Source organism: Hoylesella enoeca JCM 12259, from assembly GCF_000613405.1.
Classification (GTDB): domain Bacteria; phylum Bacteroidota; class Bacteroidia; order Bacteroidales; family Bacteroidaceae; genus Prevotella; species Prevotella enoeca.
This window is the reverse complement of the sequence record NZ_BAIX01000010.1, coordinates 43,615-67,602: the sequence shown is the minus strand read 5'-3', so window position 1 is coordinate 67,602 and position 23,988 is coordinate 43,615. Positions and strand designations below refer to the sequence as shown.

At 47.1% G+C, this 23,988-nt stretch carries 18 protein-coding genes and 1 pseudogene; 3 read left to right on the top strand and 16 right to left on the bottom strand.

The window, feature by feature from the left end; translation table 11 throughout:
* Window positions 1-564: 564 nt before the first annotated feature.
* Window positions 565-2,106, bottom strand: a complete 1,542-nt coding sequence (locus JCM12259_RS05085) for a hypothetical protein (RefSeq protein WP_025065657.1) — start codon at window positions 2,104-2,106, stop codon at window positions 565-567.
* A 39-nt stretch (window positions 2,107-2,145) separates the two neighbouring features.
* Window positions 2,146-2,352 carry a hypothetical protein gene (locus JCM12259_RS05080; RefSeq protein WP_025065656.1) on the bottom strand — a complete coding sequence of 69 codons (207 nt, stop codon included), beginning with the start codon at window positions 2,350-2,352 and terminating at the stop codon, window positions 2,146-2,148.
* Between the two features lie 515 nt (window positions 2,353-2,867).
* On the opposite strand from JCM12259_RS05080, the gene JCM12259_RS05075 reads away from it, so the two are divergent.
* Window positions 2,868-4,022 carry a TlpA family protein disulfide reductase gene (locus JCM12259_RS05075; RefSeq protein WP_025065655.1) on the top strand — a complete coding sequence of 385 codons (1,155 nt, stop codon included), beginning with the start codon at window positions 2,868-2,870 and terminating at the stop codon, window positions 4,020-4,022.
* 97 nt (window positions 4,023-4,119) lie between these two features.
* Here the strand turns inward: JCM12259_RS05075 and JCM12259_RS05070 are convergent, their stop codons facing one another.
* From JCM12259_RS05070 to JCM12259_RS05055, 4 genes are all read right to left on the bottom strand, one after another.
* A complete protein-coding gene (locus JCM12259_RS05070; protein WP_025065654.1) occupies window positions 4,120-4,500 on the bottom strand; it encodes an L-rhamnose mutarotase in 381 nt (126 codons plus the stop codon).
* 85 nt (window positions 4,501-4,585) lie between these two features.
* Window positions 4,586-5,200: a TetR/AcrR family transcriptional regulator gene (locus JCM12259_RS05065; protein ID WP_025065653.1), complete on the bottom strand. Its 615-nt coding sequence runs from the start codon at window positions 5,198-5,200 to the stop codon at window positions 4,586-4,588.
* Window positions 5,201-5,281: 81 nt separating this feature from the next.
* On the bottom strand, window positions 5,282-6,526 hold the full coding sequence (locus tag JCM12259_RS05060; RefSeq protein ID WP_025065652.1) for a DUF4374 domain-containing protein: 1,245 nt from the start codon (window positions 6,524-6,526) through the stop codon (window positions 5,282-5,284).
* Window positions 6,527-6,546: 20 nt separating this feature from the next.
* Window positions 6,547-8,916, bottom strand: coding sequence for a TonB-dependent receptor (locus JCM12259_RS05055; protein WP_051559178.1), 2,370 nt, complete (start codon window positions 8,914-8,916; stop codon window positions 6,547-6,549).
* A gap of 600 nt (window positions 8,917-9,516) precedes the next feature.
* On the opposite strand from JCM12259_RS05055, the gene JCM12259_RS05050 reads away from it, so the two are divergent.
* A complete protein-coding gene (locus JCM12259_RS05050) occupies window positions 9,517-9,843 on the top strand; it encodes a BRO family protein (RefSeq protein ID WP_021583275.1) in 327 nt (108 codons plus the stop codon).
* Window positions 9,840-11,822, top strand: a complete 1,983-nt coding sequence (dnaG, locus tag JCM12259_RS05045) for a DNA primase (protein ID WP_025065650.1) — start codon at window positions 9,840-9,842, stop codon at window positions 11,820-11,822. The genes JCM12259_RS05050 and dnaG overlap by 4 nt, the downstream gene beginning before the upstream one ends.
* A gap of 108 nt (window positions 11,823-11,930) precedes the next feature.
* Here dnaG and nrdG read toward each other — a convergent pair whose 3' ends face one another.
* From nrdG to JCM12259_RS04995, 10 genes and pseudogenes are all read right to left on the bottom strand, one after another.
* A complete protein-coding gene (nrdG, locus tag JCM12259_RS05040) occupies window positions 11,931-12,461 on the bottom strand; it encodes an anaerobic ribonucleoside-triphosphate reductase activating protein (protein WP_025065649.1) in 531 nt (176 codons plus the stop codon).
* A complete protein-coding gene (locus JCM12259_RS05035; RefSeq protein ID WP_025065648.1) occupies window positions 12,458-14,686 on the bottom strand; it encodes an anaerobic ribonucleoside triphosphate reductase in 2,229 nt (742 codons plus the stop codon). The genes nrdG and JCM12259_RS05035 overlap by 4 nt, the downstream gene beginning before the upstream one ends.
* Window positions 14,687-15,204: 518 nt before the next feature.
* On the bottom strand, window positions 15,205-17,973 hold the full coding sequence (locus JCM12259_RS05030) for a S9 family peptidase (RefSeq protein WP_081784156.1): 2,769 nt from the start codon (window positions 17,971-17,973) through the stop codon (window positions 15,205-15,207).
* Between the two features lie 267 nt (window positions 17,974-18,240).
* Window positions 18,241-19,163: pseudogene (locus tag JCM12259_RS13920) on the bottom strand (DUF6261 family protein).
* 392 nt (window positions 19,164-19,555) lie between these two features.
* Window positions 19,556-21,052: a hypothetical protein gene (locus JCM12259_RS13915; protein ID WP_374188307.1), complete on the bottom strand. Its 1,497-nt coding sequence runs from the start codon at window positions 21,050-21,052 to the stop codon at window positions 19,556-19,558.
* Between the two features lie 28 nt (window positions 21,053-21,080).
* Window positions 21,081-21,302 (bottom strand): hypothetical protein, encoded by a 222-nt coding sequence (locus JCM12259_RS05015; protein WP_025065646.1) that lies wholly within the window; start codon window positions 21,300-21,302, stop codon window positions 21,081-21,083.
* A gap of 523 nt (window positions 21,303-21,825) precedes the next feature.
* Window positions 21,826-22,449, bottom strand: coding sequence for a cytidylate kinase-like family protein (locus tag JCM12259_RS05010; protein WP_025065645.1), 624 nt, complete (start codon window positions 22,447-22,449; stop codon window positions 21,826-21,828).
* Window positions 22,450-22,585: 136 nt separating this feature from the next.
* Complete coding sequence (locus JCM12259_RS05005) at window positions 22,586-23,002, bottom strand: hypothetical protein (protein ID WP_025065644.1); 417 nt, start codon at window positions 23,000-23,002, stop codon at window positions 22,586-22,588.
* Between the two features lie 23 nt (window positions 23,003-23,025).
* The gene (locus JCM12259_RS16480) at window positions 23,026-23,223 is read right to left on the bottom strand and encodes a hypothetical protein (protein WP_148299574.1); all 198 of its coding nucleotides are present in this window, start codon (window positions 23,221-23,223) and stop codon (window positions 23,026-23,028) included.
* A 211-nt stretch (window positions 23,224-23,434) separates the two neighbouring features.
* Window positions 23,435-23,980, bottom strand: coding sequence for an RNA polymerase sigma factor (locus JCM12259_RS04995; protein ID WP_025065643.1), 546 nt, complete (start codon window positions 23,978-23,980; stop codon window positions 23,435-23,437).
* Between the last annotated feature and the right edge of the window lie 8 nt (window positions 23,981-23,988).

The window sequence follows — 23,988 nt, the reverse complement described above, 5'->3', positions numbered from 1 at the left end:
CAGGTTGAGTGCCTCGTCCTCCTTCCCGATGGCCGCTTCGAGGGGTGCGAGCAACGGGTTGAGCTTCTCCACGTTGGCCGTTTTACACATGGCCAGCACGTGGCCGGCGAACTGAAAATGCTCCATGTTTTGGAGCAACTGTTTGTGAAGTTGTTTAATTTCCATAGTTTTAAAATTGATTAGATTATAAAATAAGCTATCCCTCCGGAGGGAAACGCTGCTTTCGCAGTTTTTTCGTTTTCCCCCCAGGGGGAAACGCTGCTTTCGCAGTTTTTTGATTTTCCCCCGGGGGGAAACGCTGTTTTTGCAGTTTTTTGACTTTCCCCCTGGGGGGAAACGCCGTTTGCGCAGTTTTTTGATTTTCCCTCCGGGGGGAAGCGTTGTTTTCATCGTTTTCTGATTCTCCCTCCGGAGGGAAACGTTGTTTTTGCGGTTTTTTGCTCGTCGGGGATCCCCGAAACGCTGTTTTTTCGATTTTTTGCTCGTCGGGGGATCCCGACGCCTCATTTTTTCAAATTTCAGCGTTTCGGGGTGCCCCGATGAGGTCCTCCATCTTTTGCGGAATTATTGGGCTGTCCACAGCGGGTAACCACAGTTACGACCGATCCTGCCCACGAACGCACCGCCACTGTAGAAATCTAGGTCGAGCGCATCATGCGCTGCCGCCCCTGTGCGAGGCGTACTCAACCAGTAAAAACCATTGGTGCTAGCATTGAGCAACGTACCAAAGAGGTAGCGGCCAGACGCGGGGAGGTAGAAGTACTCATTTAAGTTACTGGGCTTGCCTTGGGTGATGCTGGTGTTGTCGGGAAAGACATCCATGATACGGTAATCTGTGCCGTTATAATCGGAGTCGGTAAAGCCTGATATGTTGGTCTTTTTCTTAAACCACATGCCGCCTTTGTAGAGATGACCTATCGTAGACCAAAGTTCGTCATTATCCCAGTGGGGATCGCCTTGCATAATATACCAAAGGCATTCGTTTACGTTGGGGCAATCCTTAGCACTGTGATTAGCGGCAGGATAAGGCCAAGAAGCGTCTTCCCTAAAATAGCGAGAATCGGTGTTAGCTTTAGGATAATTGTTTTTGTTGTCAGGCTTCCCGTCGGAATCAAGGTGGCCGTACCAATATGGTTGCTGAGCATCCCACATATAGTAGCTGTTAGGGGAAAAAACTGTTACTTGCAAGTCTGTTTTTACCTTTTTATTTCGGCCGGCAGCGAAAGTCACGCTGGGGTAAGTCTTGGTAATCGTGCCGGTGACGTTGGTTACGGGATCGTGGAGCGTGTATTCGATACTTACATTGTTGTAAGTTCCTGGATTGACAACCATTGTGGCAGCGTTGGTGGCGTAAGTTTCTGTGCTAGGGATGGAGAAGTTGGGGACGGTGAGCGTCACGCTGTTTGAAGTAGCTGCCGGGTTACTTAATGTACCATTGTCGGCCAAGTCGAATGTGCCGGCGAGGGCGTCGGATGTATTGCTTGTATAGACGCGAATCTTCTGAATCACGGCATTGGGTCCCCATGCCTGTGTCGTGTAAGGCATAAAGGTGATGTATGAGGCTTTGTGGTCGAGGGCGAAATGGTATTGGGTACCGCCTGCGGGCTTGGTAGCTGTGGCTACCCCGAAGTCGCCATCTTCTGCGATATGGCTCGCGTCGTTAGGGATGGTTTGTGACTGCGCAGCTTTGATGGTTACTTTATCTTTTGCTCCATTCTTACCAGTGTAGCGCACGGGATAACTCGATGCCGTGAAAGTGCCGGCGAACCAGAACTTAGCCTTGGCGGCCCGCTTCACCGCAGATGCGTTGGCAGGATTGTTTTCGAGCTTCGAGGCGATATTGTTTTGGCTGTCTTGTGTTAATACGGGAGCCAGAGCGGTGCCGGTGTTGACCCATAAACGGTCACCCGCGGTCCAAAAGAAGTTTAGGCCGCTGCCGTCATATTCTCCCGTGGTGCGGGTGGCGTTTTCTTCTTCAACGAAGCCGGTCAAGCCTTCGGTGCCCGGCTCCTGGTCGTTATTGTTATTCGTTGTGTCGTCGTTTGCGCAGCCGGCAAAAGTGAGTAGGCCGGCAATGGCGAGCAGTGATAAAATGTTTGTCTTCATCTTGTTTGTTCTGTTTAGTTTTTTATACTCTCTTGTTTGTTAAATACCCCATTGTTGTGGAGCGTCTTCTTCATCCTCGTCAAACCAACCTTGCTTGGCGCTCAGATCGTCGCCGTCGTCGCCGGCCTTGTTGTGTCCGCCGCTGTTGGGGAACGAGGTGTCCATTAATTCGCTGTGAGGCTCCAAGCGGATGGCCTCAATTGCGGGCTTCGCGTAAGCCCATCTCTCTAATTGATTTCTGTTCATAATCGCTATGTTTTGAGTGAATAATTCGTGAAATTTTCCCCCTTGCTCGGTTGGCAAAAGGGCATGAAAAAAGGAACAAAGGGAACTCCGAGAAGCCCTTTGTTTATTGGTGTTTAGCCCACGCTTTACGCGCGCGCGTAAGGTAAAGCCGCGAAGGTGTCTACGCCAGGTGCGATGTGTGTGTGTGTGTGTGTGTTAAGACTTTTCCCGAGATATGCAAATATAAAGCGTTAAAAGATGCAAGAGAATCGAAGTTCTTTTGCATGCCCTTATTGCTGTTGGTTATATTTGCTTGTTTTATCATCTCTTTAATTGTTCAGACCCCCATCCCCCTAACTTAGGGGGCGAAGGAGGCGAAGGCGAAAAACCGGGGGCAAAGGTAAGGAAAGAATCTTAAACTGCCAAATATTCGGACAAAATGTTTTGTGTGTATGAAGAAGCAGAGCTTTTTGAGTTTGAGAACTTTTCAGTATCTTTGCAGCTGTCAGACTTTAATTTTTAAAATCCCAATAACAATGAAACAAAAGAAACTTTCATCTCTTGTGAACCTCGTTGCACTGTTTCTCACGGTTATGCTGGCAGTGCAATGCACGCAGACAGACAGTCGTCATTTTCATTTCAAAGGCATACTGGCCAACGCAAAAGACTCTATCACGGTAAGCCTCGTGAGTATAGAAAAGGACAATATGCAGTTGCACGACACGACGATTGTTCTTCGCGACGGCACTTTCGATGCAATGTTACCTCTGGAAGATATCAGTCTGATGCAGGTTTTCAATGCGTCAACCCGTGGAAATAACAATCCCGAAGGACTCATCATCTTTGCTATTCCCGGCGAGGAACTCACGGTTGAAGGTCGTTTGGGCGATTCCTGTCGGTTCGGAGGCTCCGACTTCTATCGTCAATACAACGATGTGGCACAGACAATACTACCTTTCCAACGCCGAATTGCCAATCTCACACATGCTTATGAGCAGCTGGCGGCCAAGGGTACGGTGTCCGAAGAAAAAATGACCGAGTTGACGCGCCAGGAAGAAACGATTATCAATCAGCGTACAAAAGCGATTTTCGATTTTACCAAAGCGCACCCTGACGATGAGGCTTCTGTCTCTTTCTTGCTTTATCTCGATGAAGAAAGTGCGCAGAAACTGATCAAAGTGTTTTCGCCGAAAGTGCGCAACGGGCGATTCAGAAAGTTGATTCAAGCCATCACTTCTCCCCAACGGGAGACAGAAGATACTCAAAAGTCATCGAAACAGGAAGGAACTGCAGCTCCCGACTTCACTCTTCACGACATCAAGGGACAATCGTTCACGCTTTCATCGCTACGTGGCAAGTATGTTGTTCTTGATTTCTGGGGTTCGTGGTGCGGCTGGTGTATCAAAGGAATCCCCGCAATGAAAGACTCTTACAATAAATATAAAGGTAAGTTGGAGATCGTGGGCATCAACTGTCAGGATTCGGAAGCCGATTGGAAGAAAGCCGTTAAAGATCATGCAATGCCGTGGATTCAGGTGGCCAATGGCGTCGGTGCATCTGATGTTGCACGTCTTTACCGTGTGGAAGGTTTCCCAACGAAAGTGATCATAGATCCTGCTGGCAAGGTGTTGAAAGTCGTTGTAGGCGAAGATCCTGCTTTTTACGATTACTTAGATCAGCTGTTTAAGTAGATGAACGGAGGAGTAAACAAAGTCGACAAGTGAACGAGTAAACGAGTGGAAGAGTAATCAAAAACTTCATTATTCTTCCACTCGTTTACTCGTTCACTCATTCATACAAGTGGAACATCCGTTCCATCATTTTCCATTTATCGTCGGATGTTTCGCCGACTTTGCATTGTTGAAATGCCGAAACGAAATCTTCCCATTCCTGTTGACGTGGAAGCGTAGACAACTGGACCATCGCTGCATCCCAATCGAAGTCAAGCGGTGTTTCGACAATCATCATCAGCCGATTTCCCGAGATGTAAAGTTCCATTTCTAAGATACCCACCGATCGGATACCTTCATTGATTTCGCGCCAGAAATGCGCTTTGTCATGTGCTTCGCGATACTTTCTGATTAGCTCAGCGTCATCTTTCAGTTCCATCGTTTGGCAATAACGCTTCACGGGTTGGCCGTATTCCTTAACTTGGTAACCTTCTGTCATAGTCATTTTAATATGTTTCAGATGCAAAGATACGACAAAATCGATGAGATGCAGAAGATTGCAGCTCTTGTTTTAAGTTCTGTGCTCAAATCTCCAATAACTTTTTCCATCCTCCAATACCGAAATTCACATAGTCGGCAATCAGTTTATCGATTTCCGATTCATTCATCGCAGGATGGGTAATAATCTCTTTCAGCACAGCTTTCCAGAGTTCGCAAAGTGCTTGGACAAAATGTGGTGAAACATTGGCATTGATATGTGGATATTTCCTCTTCATCGTTTGAATGTATCGGAGACCTGAATCCATCATCCGTTGTGTGAATATGTCCAAGTAATTTTGCAACGAAGTGCCTGCCGTATTGGTCAAAAGGAGATGTAGCTCTTCGCGATAAGGTTTTATCAAAGAGTCGACCTGTTTTTTCATCATATCGAAATAGCGATCGTATTCGAAGAGATCGACCGTGATATAAGTCTGACTCTGGCTTTGTATCAAGTAGCTTTCGAATGTTTGTAACAGTGGAGCCAATACGGTTTTCAATATGTCGTCCTTGTTTTTGAAGTAGTTATAGATATTTCCCACAGCGACTCCTGAGAGTTGGGAAATGGTTCGTATAGAAGTGTTTTTCACTCCGTGACGGATAAATTCGTCGCGAGCCACCGATAGGATCAATGTTCGGATGTCGGCTTTTTGTACTTGCATTATTTATAATGGCTATTCGTTGGCCGCCTTGATGGCGTTGTCCCGATATGAGACAACGCCGTCATGAGAGACCAAGACGATCTATTCCGCAAAGCTATGGAAGGCTCCCGGATTTCCTTGTACGGTAAAAATCGGACCTTTCACTTCCTTTGTGGCAGGGTTATACGTATAGAATCCGCTGGCTTTCTTATTGGCACTACCGAATACAATGAGGTTCTTGTGCTTGCCGATGGCGATTCCTTGCGGATTGGAAAGCTCCATATTGTCGATCTTCTGCATCGTTTTGGCACGCAGATCGATAATGGCCGGGAAACAGGTTATGCTCAAGTAAGGATTCGTCGCACCGTCGGGAGCCAGCTTGCTTGCATTGAGATAGGCATAGAGTTTGCCCTCGCCGGCATAGCAAGTGGCTGCAATATATTCAGCATTGGTCACAGAGAGTCCTGCAACAGGTGTCTTATCAAGACGGATACAGTAGTCGGGATCGATTTCTTCGGCACCGTTTTTAATGCGCACTATACCGCAAGGGTATTGCGGAAGGAAGCCGAACGCACCCATACAAACGAAATATATATCACCGTTTTCATCTTTGAAGATGGTGTTCGGGTCTATCGGGCGGGTCGCAACACTCAAACCGAGAGTCTTGTTAACGATATGTTTCTTCAATATATCGGTCTTGGTGTCGATCATTGCCACAGAAACCGTAGGCTCGGTAGGCATCCATTGCGCATTGAACTGAGACAGACCAACATAGAGATAACCATCGCGAATAATCATACTTGCAGGTGCTACCTTGGCGTTGGGCAAACTGAGACTATTCAAATCGATATTTTTGAGCTTGGTCATCGTGGTGGGATTGAAGACCATCACAGTGCCAAGATTCTGAAAACTCACATAAGCCTTTTCGCTGTTGAGTTCTACAACGTTGCAGGCAGCGGCTCCGGCGGGAATCGAGAGCACACCTCTGCGCACGAGTTTACCTGCTGCATCGATGTTGTAACATACGATTTCGGCCTTCGTATTACCCATATAGTCGGGCAGTGCATAAATGTTTCCACTGTCCATAATCATCGGCATTGTACCGAAACCGCTTGGAATGGCATTCTTGTTGTCATAACTTCCAGATGTCATCTCAGGCAAAGCCTGCAAGTAACAGCGGCCTGTGTTACCCTCGGGGTTGGTGAGCGCCGTAGAGAACAAAATGCCTTTGAAAGTCGTTACACCCGGATTGGGGGTAGGATTGGGTGTCGGATCATCGCTATTGCCACACGAAGCAGCCAGTGTCAACATAGCACCGGCGAAAAGAAAATGTTTGAATTTCATCATAGATAATTGTTATTAATGGATTATTTGAATAAATATCTGACTGTGAAAGCAACCGAACGACCGGGCAACGGACGGTTGAACTCCGACACAACACGGCGGTCGGCCAAGTTCTTTAACCTGAAAGTGAGTGTCCAGCGGTCGTTCGCGAAACTGTGCTCTACGGCTGCATCCATTGTGAATGATGTAGGAATCTTGCGATCTTGATAGCTGCTCACCTCGAAATCATAGTAATACTGATGCACGTAAGAGGCATCGAAGAGGACACGTGTGTTCTGTCCGCGACCACCGAAGAGGTTTTCCTGATGATATTCGGCCCCGAAGTTGGCCAGCAAATACGGCACATTGGGTATTCGTTTGCCCTTAGTAGGATTCTCTACATCGGTTCCTGGGGTAAACTTTCGTGTGTCGCGCAGATCTTGGTAAGTGCCATTAGCATAGAGATAAAGCACGGGCAAGACGTCGCTTTTGGCTTCTAATTCGACGCCCATCGTGCGAACGCTACCGAAATTACGATAACGCGCCATCGTAGGAATTACATCTTGTGTGAAGCGAACCATATCGTGAAGGGTGTTATAGAATGTATTGAGTTCGAGTTCGACGATTCCCCCGTCGGCCTTTTGCCTGTGGTAAAGGGCTCCGAGATTGACTCCCGTAGTGCGTTCGGGCTTCAAACCAAGCGAAGGAAGTATAGAATAGCCATTGCCTATCAGTTCTTCGCTCGTGGGTATGCGTACTTCTGAGTTGAACGAGGCTTTAATCATCCAGTCGGGTGTAATTCGATAGCGCATCGCATTGCTGAAACCGAAGTAGTTTTTAGATGTTTTCACCCGATCGGGTTCACGTATCGAGTAAATGGAAATGCTCTTAGAGTTCGACGAATAATAGAAATCTTTCAACGTGAAAGCATTTTGAAACTTCCCATCTAACAGTGTGAGATCATATGAAAAGCCCGTAGTGAGGTTGCGCACACGGCTGGGGAAATTGGCACTAAAACCCAACGCCTTATCCATCAGTTCGTCTTTGGGATGCAGATAGGTACCGGCGGCATAGACATTAAGGTTAAGTGCGTGATGAATATCAATGGTATAGCCTAAGTTGAGTTTAACAGACGCATCGTGAGAGCGGTTTTTTCCATCCGATGGATAGCTGTTTTGCTCACCTCCCAAGGGTGAAACGGGCGGCAGTTTGTTACCGTCCCAATCATATCGTTGCATCGCCCGGTCGTTCAGTCCGTATCTACCTAACATATAAGCCACATCCATATCCAAGTCGAGACCATCCAAGAAAAAGTTTTGTCGTTTGAGTTTCAGACTCGTGACAAGGCTTGTTGAGTGATTGAAAGCCTCTCGGACATCCATATCAATGCCTTGAATCTCCTGGCGAGTATGCATCAATATCAACTCCCATTTCAGTTCGTCGAACCACCATTTGGTTGCTTTGAGCGACATTCCGCCAATCATCTTCCTGAAATTGTCGTGATTGCGGCGCACGATTCGTCCGCCGAGGTTCTCTAATTTCATTCGATAGTCGTTGTCGGAGTATGTGAGTATGCCCCCCACTCCGAACTGCAAGCCCGACCGATGGTCTGTTCTTTTGAGCACAGTAGTGAGCTGATGCGAGTTGAAAGAGCCGATGGTATAAGACACATCGAGGTAAACGGGCGGATATTCTTTCGTTACCACATTGACAGCTCCGCCTAATGCCGAGCCGCCAAACTTGTAAGGAACAATTCCTTTATAAACTTCGATACGCTCAATCATATTCGTTGGGATGTCGTTCAGCGCCACAAAGTTGCCCAGTTGACCCATAGGCGTTTCATCGATAAACATTCCCATCCGTTTGCCTTCAAGTCCGCGGACCGATATTCGAGATGAACTCCCGATGCCACCGGTGTTTCTTACCGTCACGCCAACGGTTCGGGCGAGTACGTCGTTGATATTGGATGCGGTGCCTTGGAGCTGTCGTTGCGAGATGACCGATACCGGCATAGCCGACTCTCGCAGCATTCGGGCCTCACTACGAGCCGTTATCTGCACCTCGTCTAAGGTGTGGGCATCGGCTGATAAGGCAACATTGCAGACAGTACTGTCGGCAGATGAGAGGCGCACTGTTATCTCGCGGTCGTGATACCCCAAATAACTGAACCGCAATGTCACCTTATTAGATAATGGTACCGACAGCCGGTAATGCCCCGAGACATCGGTAACGGAACCTTCGGTTGTGCCTGCAACCGTGACCGAAGCACCTATCAGTACCTCTCGACTCTGCTTATCAGTAACGAGACCACATACTTTCATCGTGCGGATTTGGGCTTGAGAAACGAATGAAAAACACAACAAAAGAACAACTGTGAACAGCATTCGATAACAGAATGGTCGTTGTTTCTTCATACAAATGTATGTGTACTGTTTTTCGAAAGCGGCAAACACCGCATTAAAAACGAACATATTTCGGTATCGTTCATAAAAGAAATGCGCCATCTTTGTTGAAAGATGGCGCACGGCGAATGAAATTTCAGGGCACGCTTCCCTGCATATCGTTATTATTTGCATTGTCTGTCGGTTGGTCACTAATTATGGTTACAAAAGTAGAGAAAATCTATCCACCCGACAATACCTAAAAGTAGGTATTCTGGAAAGCCGTTAAACACGTTGCAACTAACGGTTAAACGCACTGCGATTAACCGTTAATCGCACGCCAAGTAACAGTTAAACGCAAGGCAAGTAACAGTTAATTGCGACAGGGGGCAATAGCTTTCATTTAACATATTGGTTATAAGACGTTTACGGAAGACCGCCAAATTCCAATTCATCTCATTTATTTCTCCACGACTCTGGCATCTGCCCTGTTTCTGCTTTTTATATTACTGACACCGGACAAACGAATATGCTGTTATTAGGTAAATATCCCTTGCATCTTCGATCGGTTTTTGTACCGTATCCCGAAATAATTCGTTATATTTGCACTCGTTATCATCTAAAACCGAGAATATGAAAAAAGAGGTTGTCATAGAGCTTTACAACGGTTTCGAAGCAGCTGCCGCAGAAGTAGGGGGAGTAGAGTGTTGGAGTACAAGAGAGTTATCTTCTCTCTTGGGTTATTCACAATGGAGAAACTTTGTCAAGGTGATTGACAAAGCGAAAGAGGCGTGCCGAAATGCCGGAAATTCATTGGCTGATCATTTTGCTGACGTCAGCAAAATGGTATCTCTTGGCTCGGGATCAGAAAGAGAAGTAGAAGATATCTTGCTAACTCGCTATGCTTGCTATCTCGTTGCACAAAACGGAGACCCGCGAAAAGTAGAAATAAGAAGATGATAGACAGAGAAACGGCTGAGAAAATCAAAGATGCTGCCAACATTGTAGACGTTGTCGGCGAGTTTGTTACATTGCATAAGAGCGGTGCCAATTATAAAGGGCTGTGCCCGTTTCATAATGAAAAGACACCATCTTTCTACGTCTCGCCCGCCCGTGGTACGTGTCACTGCTTCGGATGCGGCCGTGGCGGCAATGCCGTGGGCTTCATTATGGAGCACGAACAGATGACTTATCCCGAGGCATTGCGCTGGCTTGCCAATAAATATCATATCGAAATACACGAGCGCGAACTGACAGACGCTGAGCGACAAGAGCAGAGCGAGCGCGAGAGTATGTTCATCGTGAACGACTGGGCGGCACAATACTTTCAGGATTTGCTACACAACAGCACTGACGGAACAACTTATGGACTGGCTTATTTTCGGTCGCGCGGCTTCAGAGACGATATTATTCAGAAGTTTCAATTAGGCTACGACCTTACCGATCGGGCTGCTTTAGCCCGCACGGCAATCAGCAAAGGTTATCGTGAAGAGTTTCTTTTGAAAACCGGCATTTGCTATAAGACCGAGCAAGGCGACCTTATCGATCGTTACGCCGGGCGCGTAATGTTTCCCTGGATTGGTGTAAACGGAAAGGTAGTAGGCTTCGGCGGCCGACTGCTCGATGCCCGGACGAAAGGCGTTAACCAAAAATACGTCAACTCACCAGAATCTGAAATCTATCACAAGGACCACGAGTTGTATGGCATCTTTCAAGCAAAGAAGGCCGTTGCAAAGGAAAATCGCGTGTATTTAGTAGAAGGTTACACCGACGTTATATCTATGCACCAATGCGGAATAGAGAATGTCGTGGCCAATTCGGGTACTGCACTCAGCGTACATCAAATTCACACGCTCCACCGTTTCACGTCGAATATCACGCTGTTGTATGATGGTGATGCTGCCGGAATTCACGCAGCACTACGCGGAACGGATATGTTACTGGCCGAAGGAATGAATATCAAGGTGCTGCTTTTGCCCGACGGCGACGATCCAGACAGCTTTGCACGCAAGCATACAGCAGCTGATTTCCGCGCGTATATCGATGAACACCAAACCGATTTTATCCAGTTTAAAATCGGATTAATGCTCGATGGGGTGACCGATCCCGTCAAGCGGTCGGAAGCAATCGGCTCAATCGTCACAAGTATTTCGGTCATTCCCGATCAGATTCTACGTGACACGTATCTTCACGAATGCGTTCAACGTCTCGGAATAAACGAGGCTACGCTCATCAATGAGATGAATAAGCGCATCATTGAGAGGCGCGAACAGCAGGCACGAGAAGCTCGTCGAGAAGAAGAACGTGCCCAATCGGCGGCCGCGTCGCCTGTTCAGACGATACCGACTACGGTCAGCCAACAGACCAGCGAGGTAGAAACAATGCTTATCCAGCTGGTGATTCGGCACGGGGAAAAGACTATCTTCGAGAATGTTGAAGACGAATCGGGGCAGATTTGCAATCTTTCCGTAGCACAATATGTGCAGTATAATCTCGCAGCCGATAATCTTTCGTTCCGCAACGAGATGTTCAACCGCATCTTAACCGAAGCTGTCGAGCACAACGCCGATACCGATTTCAAAGCCGAAACTTACTTCATTCATCACGCGGATATTGCAATCAGTCGCTTTGCTACGGACATTAGCGTCGATAAATACCAGTTGATTCTGCCCCAAAAAGAACCTGACGGGCCGCAGGCAGAAGAAGATCTACGTATCGCTCACATCAATGCAATGGAGACTTTACGCCAACAAACGCTGCATCTGATTCTCGATTTCAGGATGGATTACATAGAGCGACATCTCAAAGAGTTGCAAAATAAGATTGCCCAAGCAACCGATCGACCCGAAGAGATGATGACTTTGATGGCGGAATACAAGGATATGCAGCAGATTCGCAATGCATTGGCTAAGAAGTTGGGCAATGACATCATTGCCTGAAACCTCTGTCAAGCTCCCCAAAGGGGAAAAATGTCTCGTAGCTAATATACAGAATCGCCCTTTCTTTCATTTGAAAGAAAGGGCGATTTGACTGTACTTATTCAATCATTAAGCCGTCGTGCGGAGATAACTTCCTTCTCCTTGAAGACGCGTCGGGGATAAATGGATGACCTTTCCACCTCTCAACGATGCCTGAACATCGATCAATCGTTGGTTGGAACTACCTCGGAAAACGAGCGATTCGTCACGAAGTGACTTGATAAAAGGACCGTCTACCAAGACATCCAACAGTTCTAAAAGTGCTCGTTGAGTCTTTTGACGTAGGAGATACTCAAATGTGAAGCCCGTGAAACACCATATTGTCTTGTGCGTTTCGCGGCGAATAGCCCGCGCAAGTTCGGTAAACCCTTCAGCTTGAAACATCGGGTCGCCGCCGCTGAAGGTGACATTGGCAAACGGATCGGCCGTAATTACGCGCATAATATCAGCTGTCGACATCATCGTTCCGTTGCGAATGTCCCACGACTGCGGGTTATGGCAGCCCGGACAAGCATTCGGACAGCCTGCACAATACACCGATGTACGGAACCCCGGACCATCGACCATTGTGTCTTCTACAATGTCGAGCACAGAAATCATTCGTTATTCTCCCGTCCTTCGATATGTGTTACGCGGTCGTTTAACTCCGCGAGCTTACCGCTGTTCCATCTATCCGTTGTACCGACAAGGTAACCTGTAATGCGTTGCAGCCTATCGATATGATGGCTGTGACACTTAGGACACTCTTCAAGATGGGCATCCGCATTCTCATATCCGCATTCCATACAGCGATTTCGGTTATGATTCACGCTGCCATAGCCCATATTATAGTGGTCCATCATATCCACAACGTTCATTATTACTTGCGGATTGTGAGTGGCATCACCGTCTATTTCCACATAGAAAATGTGTCCGCCGCGCGTCATTTCGTGATAAGGTGCCTCGATTTCGGCCTTATGTCGCGCACTGCATTTATAGTAAACGGGCACGTGATTGGAGTTCGTGTAATAATCGCGATCGGTTACCCCTTCGATGACTCCAAAAGCTTTGCGGTCTATTTTGGTGAATTTCCCCGACAGTCCTTCGGCTGGTGTGGCCAGAAGACTGTAATTATGGTGGAACTTCTCCGAGTATTCGTTCACGCGATTGCGCATATACGATACAATCTTCAGCCCCAATTCCTGAGCCTCTCCACTCTCACCGTGATGCTGACCGATAAGTGCTTTGAGACACTCTGCAAGTCCGATGAAGCCTATTCCCAATGTTCCCTGATTGATGATCGACTCTATTGTGTCATCGGGATTGAGCTTATCGGCCCCCAACCACAAGCTACGCATCAAAAGGGGGAACTGCTTTGCATAGGCGGCTTTCTGAAAATCATAGCGTTCATTGAGCTGATTGGCTGTGACATCGAGCATATAATCAAGCTTAGCAAAGAACTTGTTGATACGTTCTTCCTTATTTTTGACATCCATACATTCGATTGCTAAGCGCACGATATTAATCGTTGAGAACGACAGATTACCGCGACCCACCGATGTCTTGGGCCCGAATCGATTCTCAAAAACACGTGTTCGGCAGCCCATCGTAGCTACTTCGTGCAGATAACGCTTCGGATCGTCGACACACCAGTCATCACTCTGGTTAAAAGTGGCATCAAGATTGAGAAAATTGGGGAAGAAACGGCGTGCCGTTACTTGGCAAGCAAACTCATAAAGATCGTAATTTCGGTCGTCGGGCAGATAGTTTACGCCGCGCTTCTTTTTCCAAATTTGAATGGGGAAGATGGCCGTTTCGCCGTTACCAACCCCGTTATAGGTACTCTTCAAAAGCTCTCTCATCACGCAACGCCCCTCTGCCGAGGTGTCAGTTCCATAATTCACAGATGAGAAAACTACCTGATTGCCACCGCGAGAGTGTATCGTATTCATATTATGTATAAACGCTTCCATCGCTTGATGCACGCGAGCTACAGTTTTGTTGATGGCGTGTTGCACCACACGTGTTTCTCCTTTAAGACTGTCGAGCGGCTTCGGCAGATAATCATCAAATACCTTATTATATAGATGTGCATAGTTTTCGCCATTCAAATCTTCCAAAGCTTTCACTTCTTCAATGAACGATAAGCGCACGTAAGGCGCCAAATAGAAATCGAAAGCAGGGATAGCCTGACCGCCGTGCATCTCGTTTTGCGCCGTCTCCAACGATATACAAGCCAACACACTGGCTGTTTCTATTCGCTTGGCGGGGCGCGATGAGCCGTGACCGGCCGTGAAACCGTGATTCAGAATATTGTCGAGTGGGTGCTGACAGCAAGTAAGCGATTTGGTGGGATAGTAGTCTTTGTCGTGAATATGCAAGTAATTGTTCTTCACAGCTTCACGACTTTCCTCGCTCAACAGATAGTCGTCGACAAACGGTTTAGTAGTTTCGCTGGCAAATTTCATCATCATTCCTGCCGGCGTATCCGCATTCATATTGGCGTTTTCACGTGTAATGTCATTGGATTTTACATTGATAATCTCCAAGAACATATCTCTTGTCTTCGCCTTTCGGGCAATACTTCGCTGGTTGCGATAAGCAATATAGGCCTTGGCTACATCTTTCCGCTTACTCTTCATCAGCTCGATTTCTACGGCATTCTGAATGTTTTCCACCGTCATTTGCGGTTTGCCGTGGAAGCTGACGTGGTCTGTGATCTGTTGAATAAGATGAATGTCCTCGCCTTTATCGGTGTGAAGCATCGCCTTACGGATAGCGGCTACAATCTTTTCTTCATTGAAACCCACGATTCGACCGTCGCGTTTGACTACTGTTTGTATCATGATTGATTGGTGATTATATGTTAGATGAATTTTATTTTCAAATCATGTGTGCATCGAATTGCGTTTGCAAAGATAGTGTTTTTATTGATACGGCGAACCTTTTGGATAACTTTCAGCGAGTTAAATAATGTCAATCTGATGATATACTGTATATTATAATTTTAAAATGGATAACTTTTGAAAAATAAGAGCAATCTTTCTTTTCCGTTTTGTGTAATTTATTTGTGAATAATCTACTCTTGTGTTTCTCGAAAATATATAGCAGTGAATGAGCTATTTGTTGTAAGCAGTGTTGCAATTAACTGTTAATTGCGCGCCGTTTAACGCTTAATTGTCTTATGAAAAAGCATAAATTGCAAGACCACTAAACGTTAAACGGCGCACAATAGATCAATAATGAAAATACAACTCAATATAGCCTGCCTACATCTTACATTTCTTTATCAATTGATCTGTCACGAAAACGATGTCAACATGTGATCGTTTTCGTGCGAAAAAGAATGACTCAATGCTCGTCGTCAATACCCGAACTCTTGTCCTTTACGCAGAATCGAGAATTGGTTTTTCATCCACGACGGTTCGGGCGCACCTTTCAGATAATGGTCGAAGAACTGTTGCAGACGAATACTCAAATCCTTTCGGTTGCGGCGTTGCTTCAGGTTATGGGCTTCATCGTTGTATTCCAGTAGCCAAGCGGGCTTACCCAGCCGGCGAAGACCCATAAAGAGTTCGATACCTTGATACCAAGGCACAGCTCCGTCGGCATCGTTGTGCATGATGAGAACAGGCGTTGTGACGTTCGGCAACTTGAAAAGCGGCGAGTTGGCGATGTAACTCTCGGGCGACTCCCATAGCGTTCGACCGATGCGACTCTGTGTTTGCTCGTATTGGAATTGTCTGCTCATCCCCGTTTGCCATCTGATTCCGCCATAAGCACTGGTCATATTGGCCACGGGTGCACCTGCTCCGGCAGCTTTAAACATATTGGTGCGCGTGATCAGATAAGCCACTTGATAACCACCCCAACTCTGTCCTTGAATTGCCATCTTGTCTTTGTCCACCCAACTGTTTGTTGCCAGCGCTTCAGCTCCGCTGCAAATGCTGTTGAAAGCACATTCGCCGGGGATTCCAGCTTTGTAAGTGATGTCAGGAACAAACACGAGATAACCTCTGCTGACATAAAAAGTGATGTTGATAATCGACCAACTCGGTTGCGGTGTTATATAATTGTAAAGATTATCTGAGTTACGTTCGTAAAAGTAAATCAATACGGGATATTTCTTCTTTGCATCAAAGTTTTCGGGTTTATACAGCATACCTTCCTGCGGCGTGCCGTCGTAGGCAGTCCAATGAACCAATTCCACGCTACCCCAATTATAGTCTTTCTGCTGCGGGTTGATATGACTCAATTGCTGTTGTGTGCGCCATCGATTGTCGGTGAGATACACATCCATCGGCTTTTGGAAATTGCCGCGCATATAGATATAGGCTTCTGCTTCCCTCGCTTTGAGCGGATAAGAATAAGAATAGCCGTCAAGCACGGCGATCGAAGGTGCTGCATGGCCGCTTGCAGATGCCGAAGCAAAACCGTGCTTCTTGGTTTTTGTATCAAAAACGCTCAACAACAAACGTTCATTCGGCGCAATACTCTGGTCGTCATCCGGATCTTTGGTGTTGAGATAACGAAATGTCCGCAGCGTCTTTCGGCCCTCGCCGCCCGTGAGATTCACGGCAGCAGTCTTCCCATTGGTGGAAATTCGCCAGATATCATAGCGATCATAGATGAGCAGATCATTGTCATTGCGTGTCCAACCAGCCATCCCATATTCTTCGGGAAAACTCGGCGTGTCTGCCTGTTCATTCCAGAAGTTCACTTTCAGCTGCTGAGTTATGTTGCGTGTTTGCGCTGTCGCAACGTCGTAAAGCATCCAATGACGCGCTTTGAGATCAAACCACGCCAGATATTTACCGCTTGGAGAGATCGTCAATCCGCTGCATGACGCCGACGCAATCCGCTTTCGGATGCCGTTACTGAGGTCGATCAAACTGATATCTTCGGGTGCTTGAATATCCCATTGCGTGGAAACGATGGTGCGCGTAATATCTTTGGAATAAGCGATCGGCGCATCACCTCTCTGCACCATATATATCTTGTCGAGCAACGAATGGGTCAGCGGCACCAACCGACGCGTTGATTCGTCATAGACTCCGAGGCAAGTGCGGCGGGCAATCATGCTTTTATTGGCTTTTTGCATCGGTGGAAGCTCGGCAGCATCATAGTTCCAAATATCGAGCGAAGGACTTTCAAACGACACGATCGTGGTGTCGTTGGGCGCAATGTATGGTGAGATACCCACGAAAATACGCTTCCCATCACGACTGAAATAGGGCGCGCTGTGCTCACTGATCCCCCACCCCGCAGGCATATTCTGCACATCTGTGGGGGCCAATAATTGTTGGGCTTTTCGCTCTCCACGTTTCAGCTGCCACAAGTAACACTTCTTTGAACCGCTGGAAGCCGTATCTTGCGATGCAAGAAACAACATTTTGTCGCCCGAAAAAGCATATTTCGGAAGCGAATGATAAACACACGTGTCAGAAACAACACTTTGCTCACGCGTGGACACATCGTAAACGCCCACCAAGGTCTTCTTTTTCTTGGGCTGAAGCGTATAGGTCAGCCAATCGCCCAACCGATTGAAAGCGTAAGACTTGACATATCGAATCGTATCAATGACTCCCGTCTGCAAATGATAAACGAGCAAAGGTTTACCCACATCCTTATTGCTGCGGAGTTTCTTGGGGATCAAGGTGGTGTCGGATGACAGAAAAGCCACAGCCGACCCGCCTCTTGGCGCAAAACCAAACGACGTGACATCGCTGAATTTCTTGATCTTCCCGCTCGGCAAACTGACGATAGCCAGCGAATCCTTGGGCATCTTTTCGGCTTTGGTCTTCTTGATTCGAGCTTGTCTCACAACGTCAAACAAGGGTTTGATCGTGCAAATCACAAATCGTTCATCCCTCGAAATACGAGCCTTGCAACCGCGCGGAATACGCAACTCACGCCCATTTCGATTCCATCGAATCACAAGCGTGGTGTCGCCTTGCTGCGGACTGATCAGATAAGTCAACACCTGACCGCGGTCAGAGATTTGTGGCGCTGTGATACTTTGCCAACTGTCATAGACAGAATGATCCAAAGGCTTCTTTTGAGCCTGCGCTTGACACACGGCCAGCAGGTAACAGACCAGTAATAGGAAGTTTCTCATTGTTAATGTCTTCATTGTTATTTAAATGCCTGCAAATATAGCCAAATCAATACAAAAGGCCAAACACCACTCAACCTTTTTCATGCAAATCGTCATCTCAACCATTCGGATTCACATGCCCAAACCGCCATACGGAGTGAAGAATAAAAGATATAGAATATGAAATTATTTGCACTGTCACGTAATCATAAGTCCACCACCACCCAACAACAAAGCAAAAGGGTGAAAAGAAGCTCGCCAGCCATCTTTTCACCCTTTCCAGTTCAAATTACCTTTTCACCTTTAACTCGCCTTCTCCACCTTCACCAGCTTCCCATCCTCGACTTTCACCCAAACGGATTCGCCGCTTAATGAAACGAGTTCGTAGAGTTTGGCGCCATCTTCGTCTTTCGCCGTTTTGCCGGTGAGCGAAAGCGTGCCGGGGGCGAAGCCATTCTCCTCTTCAAAAGCTGGGAGCAATTTTTCCACCGTCTTCTTGCTGGTTGAAGGTTTCTTCTCGCCGTCCTGCTTCTTCGGACGCGCCATCGCCTCCTCCTTATAGTGCTTCACCTCCTCGTTCACATAGGCGATAAACGGCTCGTAATCGGCCTCGCCCTCGATCACGGCCAAGGCATTGGCTTTGAGCACCAACGTGCGATAGGCCTCGTCAGAGGCGGCGCGAGCAGTTTGAGCTGACCAATGATTTTGAGCATCCGGTCATTGGTCCGCTTGTTTGTGGCCGTGCGCAGTTGCTGGTTCACCGTTTTCAGTTCCACCAACAGCGGCGTCAGCCCCAGCCGCATCACATCGTTGTTGAATTTGCCCGACAGATCGGTGATCAAATTCAGCAGCATACCCGTTTCGCGGTCGAGCTGCATCTGCGGGTTGATGTTGTATTCTTTCAGCAACTGACGCAGTCGGACAGCGGCTTCGGCCGAGGCTTTCACGGGGAAATCCACCGCCGCCTCGACAAATTTCTTAAACGTTCTATACAACGTGTCGCGGCGTTCGTCGGCCCGTTTGATCTCGTCCGAAAGCAAATTTTTCTGCGCCAGTTTCAGCGCCGCGTCTTCTGCCGTGAGCGCCTTTCGCAGCGTCGCGATTTCGCCCGCCGCCTTCGTTTTCAACTTCGCGTCTTTCTCGGCGCACTCCGTCACGTCGGTGATAAACAGGAAATGGGCGCCGTTGGCCAGGTGCCCGATGTCAAATTTCTGGATCTGTTTCATTTTTCTTAGTTTTTTGTTAATAAGTTCTTATTTTGTGGCGCTCCGCTTGGTCAGCGGGCAAAAAGTTGCTGGAGCGTGACGCTCCGCGCTGTATTTGCGTAAAAAGTGAGCAGAGCGTGGCGCTCTGGCGTGAAATTGCTCGAAAAGTTGCCGGAGCGTGACGCGCTGCGTTGTTTTTGCGTAAAAAGTGAGCAGAGCGTGACGCTCTAGCGTGAAATTGCTCGAAAAGTTGCTGGAGCGTGGCACTCTGCTCACTTTTTTTCTCATATATTACATGTTTATTTCGAGGGCGACACCGGTAAAAGACAATCGCAAGGACTACTCGAACGCGCCGACACTGTACCCCCAGGTGCGGTCGCCGGTGGTCACGACGACGAAACCACTGCCGAAGTTCAGGTAGCACGCGTTGCCGCTGCTCCCCGGGTCAGCACTTGACGACCAATAGTGGCCGAAGTAGCCAACGAGGTACAGCTGGCCAGAGTTGTAGAAACCCGAGGCGGCAGGTAGAAGTAATTGTTTGCATCGGCTGCGGAAGGAAGAGTATTAGATGGGGTCCAGCTGTAAGTTTTTCCTGTTGTACGCCAATCTGTGCCGTCGTAAGCCGTGTTGCTGTTGTAACCGCTTATCTGTGACTTCTTCTTAAACCACATACCACCTTTATATAAATGACCCATAGTTGTCCATAATTCGTCTGCGTCCCAACGGGGCTCACCACTTGCGGCGTACCACGTCATCTCGTTCACGTTAGGAAGACCTGCGCAACTATGAGTTGCATCGAAGAGACCTGAACCGCCGCCCTCGTTATACCAACGATGGTTAGCATCACTGCTGTTCTGGGCGTAGTTGCTGGAAGTTGTTGCGCCTGGAAGACCTAGTCTGACAGTCGGCTGGCCTGTGTTTCCTGGCAAGTTCTTTGTCCACTCGTAACCATACCAGTATTGCTGCTGTGCATCCCACATATAATAGTCGTGCCCACTGTAGGCGCGGGTATCAAGATCAGCAGTCATGTCATAGTAGGTATTCTTATCGTAAGCGAATGAACCGGGAGCCTTGGTGATGGTGCCCTCTGTACCAGTGACGAGGTCTTTCAACCAATAACGAATCTTTAGCTTGTGTGTGCCTGGTTTGATAAACATATAGATCTTGTCAGCGGTGGTGCTGCTGGTAGAGTTGTCCAACTTGAAACCATCAGCGTATACACCGCTACCTTTAGTGGTGAGGATGATTTGCTTGTCGCTACCTGAGCCTGTAATCTCGCCGTTGCTAGGATCGAGGGTGTAATTGCCTGCGATGTTATTATCGGCGGTAACCTCTACTTTGGTTAGATAGCAGTTCTTAAACACGGCATTCTTTGTGAAGGGTTCGAAGACGAGGATAGCTGCTTGGTGTTCGAGTTGGAAGGAAAAGGACTTGCCACCTACTGTACCTGTTGCGTCTGCTGTACCACAATCGCCTGATGTACCGAAGTGGTCAGTAGTGCTAGGAGTTGTCTGTGTTTGTGCAGCGGGGATTGTCAGTTGGTTGTTACTGCCATTCTTACCTGGGTAATAAACCTTGTAGGTGGCATGGTTGTTGAACTTACCAGATACTTTGAACTTGAAGTAGCTGGTCTTGCTTGTTGGTGCGTTGCTGCTCTTCTGCCATGCGCCGTTGTCGTCCTGCACGTAGATATAGTCGTCTGCCTCCCAATAGAAATTACCACTGACATAGTCCATCGAGGTGCGCGAGGTCGGCTCTGCACCGGTTACGAACGTGGTCAAGTTCTTTTCTGTGCCGTTATCCTTTTCTGCGTCTTTCTGCGTTACGTCGTCGTTGGCGCAGCTGGCTGTCAGCAGCAATCCTGCCACCAACAGCGTCCATGTCTTGATTGTCTTCATGTAATCTTTCATTTCTGTTTTACTTAATTAATAACTCTCTCTAATCCCAAAGGCTCTCTTCGCCCGTGGAGGTGGTGAGGCTTTCGTCCTCATCTTCCTCGTCAAACCATCCTTGCTTGGCACCGGCAGGACCTGTGCCGTGTTGGCCGGGATTGTGCTGGCTGGGGAATGAGGTTTCCATCAACTCACTGTGCGGCTCCAAGCGGATCGCCTCAATCGTTGGCTTCGCATAAGCCCATCTCTCTAATTGTTTTTGATTCATAATCACTATGTTTTGAGTGAATAATTCGTGAAAATTTCCCCCTTGCCGGTTGGCAAAAGGGCATGAAAAAGAGAACAAAGGGAACTCCGAGAAGCCCTTTGTTTATTGGTGTTTAGCCCACGCCTTACGCGCGCGCGTAGGGTGAAGCCGTGAAGGTGTCTACGCCAGGTGCGATGTGTGTGTGTGTGTGTGTGTGTGTGTGTGTGTGTGTGTTAAGACTTTTTCCGAGATATGCAAATATAAAGCGTTAAAAGATGCAAGAGAATTGGTGTTCTTTTGCATCGCGTTACGGCTGTTTATATTTGCTTGTTTTATCATCTCTTTTTTGTTCTTTTTGATCGGCCTCTCTCTTGTTCAGACCCCCATCCCCCTAACTTAGGGGGCGGAAGGAGGCGAAGTCGGGGGCAAAGGTAAGGAAAGTTTCTTAACTGTGCAAAGGTTTTAAAAGAAAATGTAAAAAATAAGCCGTATTGACATGACCGTGATAATGCAAGGTGAATGACAATACGGCCTCAAATCTATCTTACTCGTCGATAAATTTTAAAAGGAAATCAACGGCTCCATTTATACCGAATTTGGTCACATCCAAAGCCAAATCATAGTTGCGAGTGTCATACCAATCTTTTCCCGTGAAAGTTTTCGTATAGATTTCACGGGTGTAATCATTGTCCTCGATCATCAGTCGCGCTTTTTCCTCATCCACATGATAGCGGTCCATAATGCGGATGACACGTCGACGGATGGGGGAATGCAGAAAGATGCTGAGACGATTGGGATGCTCCGAGAACACATTGAAGCCACAACGCCCGATAACAACACATGATTCCTCGTGCGCGATTCGTTTCATGGCCTCTGCCTGTGCATAAAATAATTGGCGGGAAGTGATATCGCGACCAATTGCCTGATATTCATTCATCACGACAAAACTTTGATAAAAGTGTGAGAAATCTTCCCACCATGAGGGACGACGTGCCTCTAAATCTTCGGCCTCACGTTCTGTCAGGTTGAACTTTTCGGCCACAGCTTTCAAAACTTGTTTGTCAATGAGTTTCACACCTAATCGTTCTGCTAAAGCGGCACCAATTGCATGTCCGCCCGTTCCGAACTGCCGATTAATCGTAATCACGAAGTTTTCATTTCTATCCATAGCCATAAAGATTTTAGTGAAACATAAACTGTCTTCGCAAATTTAGGTAATTAATATGAGAAAAGCAAGTTTTCCAAAATAGATTTTGATGATGCCGTTGCTCCTTTATTTGCTTGGTTTGGGATCTGCGATAGGGTTATTTGGGTGCCATTCGCTTAAAAGCCATTCGATGAAATTTGTTTTCTGCTTTGATAACCCGCATCACTTTGCCAGCCGGAAGAAATGTTAAGAACTTCGCGTGATAAACTTGTTGTAGTTGTTTGATCTCTATATCATTTTTGTCCATCACACGTATAGCTTCTTGGCAAGCCTTATCATCAGACGTGTCGACATGATGATAGCGGCGCATTTGATCGAAAAGCGCCCGCTGCTTGGTCGCCATTTCTCGATAGATGGGAAAGAAGGCTGCGGCTTCTTGCGGTGTAAGAGCCGCTTGTGTGGTGATGAATTGTTCTAAATCAGCTTGGAATTTGATGGGGTCGAACTTACCTTTTTGAGCATAAATGGGCATCAATCCCATATATAAAAGAATGAATATCAGAAGTCTTTTCATATCTATTGTTGTATAAATCTTGGTTAATCACCTGCCACATAAGCATAAATCTGCTCGTTGTCAAGCATGGTATAATCGGCTGCTGCATCCATATAGTTGTCATCCGATATTCTCTGAATTTCAGATACCGACTGCTTTTCTGGATTCTTCTGCGGCAACATGCGCCAATAAACACCTACACCGAATAACACCGCACACACGCTTGCAGCTGCAATAAACAATCGGCGAGTATGCTTTGAGGGCTTCGTTCGTATTGGTATGATATGTGCTTGTGGTTCCGGTAGATGCTCTATCAATCTGAAGCGAAATGATCGAAATAATCATCAGGCACACGAAAAGGTGATTTCCTACCGAATTTCAGTTCAAGCTTATCATCAATTCTATCCATTTTGTTTTTCTTTTTTATTGAGACGTAGACTGGGGAGCCAAGGTTTAATCGGTTCGTTTAAAATATGCCGTAATCTTTTTGACAGCCAAATGATAACTCGCTTTCAGGCTTCCCTCACTCGTTCCGAGCAGTTGACTCATCTCGCTATATTTCATTTCATCATAATATCGCAGGTTAAACACCGTCCGTTGCACATCGGGCAAACTGGCAATTGCCTCTTGCAATCGTGCTTGCATTGCATCTCCATCAAAATATTCGTCAGCCATCAATCGGTCGGCCAAACTCAAATCTGCATGAGAACGTAACAAAACGATCGTCTTTTGTCGCCGAAGAAAATCCAAAGACTCGTTGATGGCAATGCGATAAAGCCATGTAGAGAACTGGGATTTACCCTGAAACGCATTCAGATTATTCCAGGCTTTGACAAAAGTATTCTGCAAAACATCATTTGCATCTTCGTGCCGAATGACGATATGGCGGATTTTCCAATATAGCGGTTCACTATATCGCTGCACCAATTCAGCAAAAGTCTGTCGTCGGGTAGCTGGATCTGACAGCCGTTTAAGCAATCTATTTTCCTCTGACGCCATTGTATTCA

Excerpts from the sequence above, each read along its gene's own strand:
- JCM12259_RS05085 (WP_025065657.1), bottom strand. The coding sequence starts at position 2,106 with ATGAAGACAAACATTTTATCACTGCTCGCCATTGCCGGCCTACTCACT.
- JCM12259_RS05080 (WP_025065656.1), bottom strand. The coding sequence starts at position 2,352 with ATGAACAGAAATCAATTAGAGAGATGGGCTTACGCGAAGCCCGCAATT.
- JCM12259_RS05075 (WP_025065655.1), top strand. The coding sequence starts at position 2,868 with ATGAAACAAAAGAAACTTTCATCTCTTGTGAACCTCGTTGCACTGTTT.
- JCM12259_RS05070 (WP_025065654.1), bottom strand. The coding sequence starts at position 4,500 with ATGACAGAAGGTTACCAAGTTAAGGAATACGGCCAACCCGTGAAGCGT.
- JCM12259_RS05065 (WP_025065653.1), bottom strand. The coding sequence starts at position 5,200 with ATGCAAGTACAAAAAGCCGACATCCGAACATTGATCCTATCGGTGGCT.
- JCM12259_RS05060 (WP_025065652.1), bottom strand. The coding sequence starts at position 6,526 with ATGATGAAATTCAAACATTTTCTTTTCGCCGGTGCTATGTTGACACTG.
- JCM12259_RS05055 (WP_051559178.1), bottom strand. The coding sequence starts at position 8,916 with ATGAAGAAACAACGACCATTCTGTTATCGAATGCTGTTCACAGTTGTT.
- JCM12259_RS05050 (WP_021583275.1), top strand. The coding sequence starts at position 9,517 with ATGAAAAAAGAGGTTGTCATAGAGCTTTACAACGGTTTCGAAGCAGCT.
- dnaG (WP_025065650.1), top strand. The coding sequence starts at position 9,840 with ATGATAGACAGAGAAACGGCTGAGAAAATCAAAGATGCTGCCAACATT.
- nrdG (WP_025065649.1), bottom strand. The coding sequence starts at position 12,461 with ATGATTTCTGTGCTCGACATTGTAGAAGACACAATGGTCGATGGTCCG.
- JCM12259_RS05035 (WP_025065648.1), bottom strand. The coding sequence starts at position 14,686 with ATGATACAAACAGTAGTCAAACGCGACGGTCGAATCGTGGGTTTCAAT.
- JCM12259_RS05030 (WP_081784156.1), bottom strand. The coding sequence starts at position 17,973 with ATGAAGACATTAACAATGAGAAACTTCCTATTACTGGTCTGTTACCTG.
- JCM12259_RS13915 (WP_374188307.1), bottom strand. The coding sequence starts at position 21,052 with ATGAAAGATTACATGAAGACAATCAAGACATGGACGCTGTTGGTGGCA.
- JCM12259_RS05015 (WP_025065646.1), bottom strand. The coding sequence starts at position 21,302 with ATGAATCAAAAACAATTAGAGAGATGGGCTTATGCGAAGCCAACGATT.
- JCM12259_RS05010 (WP_025065645.1), bottom strand. The coding sequence starts at position 22,449 with ATGGATAGAAATGAAAACTTCGTGATTACGATTAATCGGCAGTTCGGA.
- JCM12259_RS05005 (WP_025065644.1), bottom strand. The coding sequence starts at position 23,002 with ATGAAAAGACTTCTGATATTCATTCTTTTATATATGGGATTGATGCCC.
- JCM12259_RS04995 (WP_025065643.1), bottom strand. The coding sequence starts at position 23,980 with ATGGCGTCAGAGGAAAATAGATTGCTTAAACGGCTGTCAGATCCAGCT.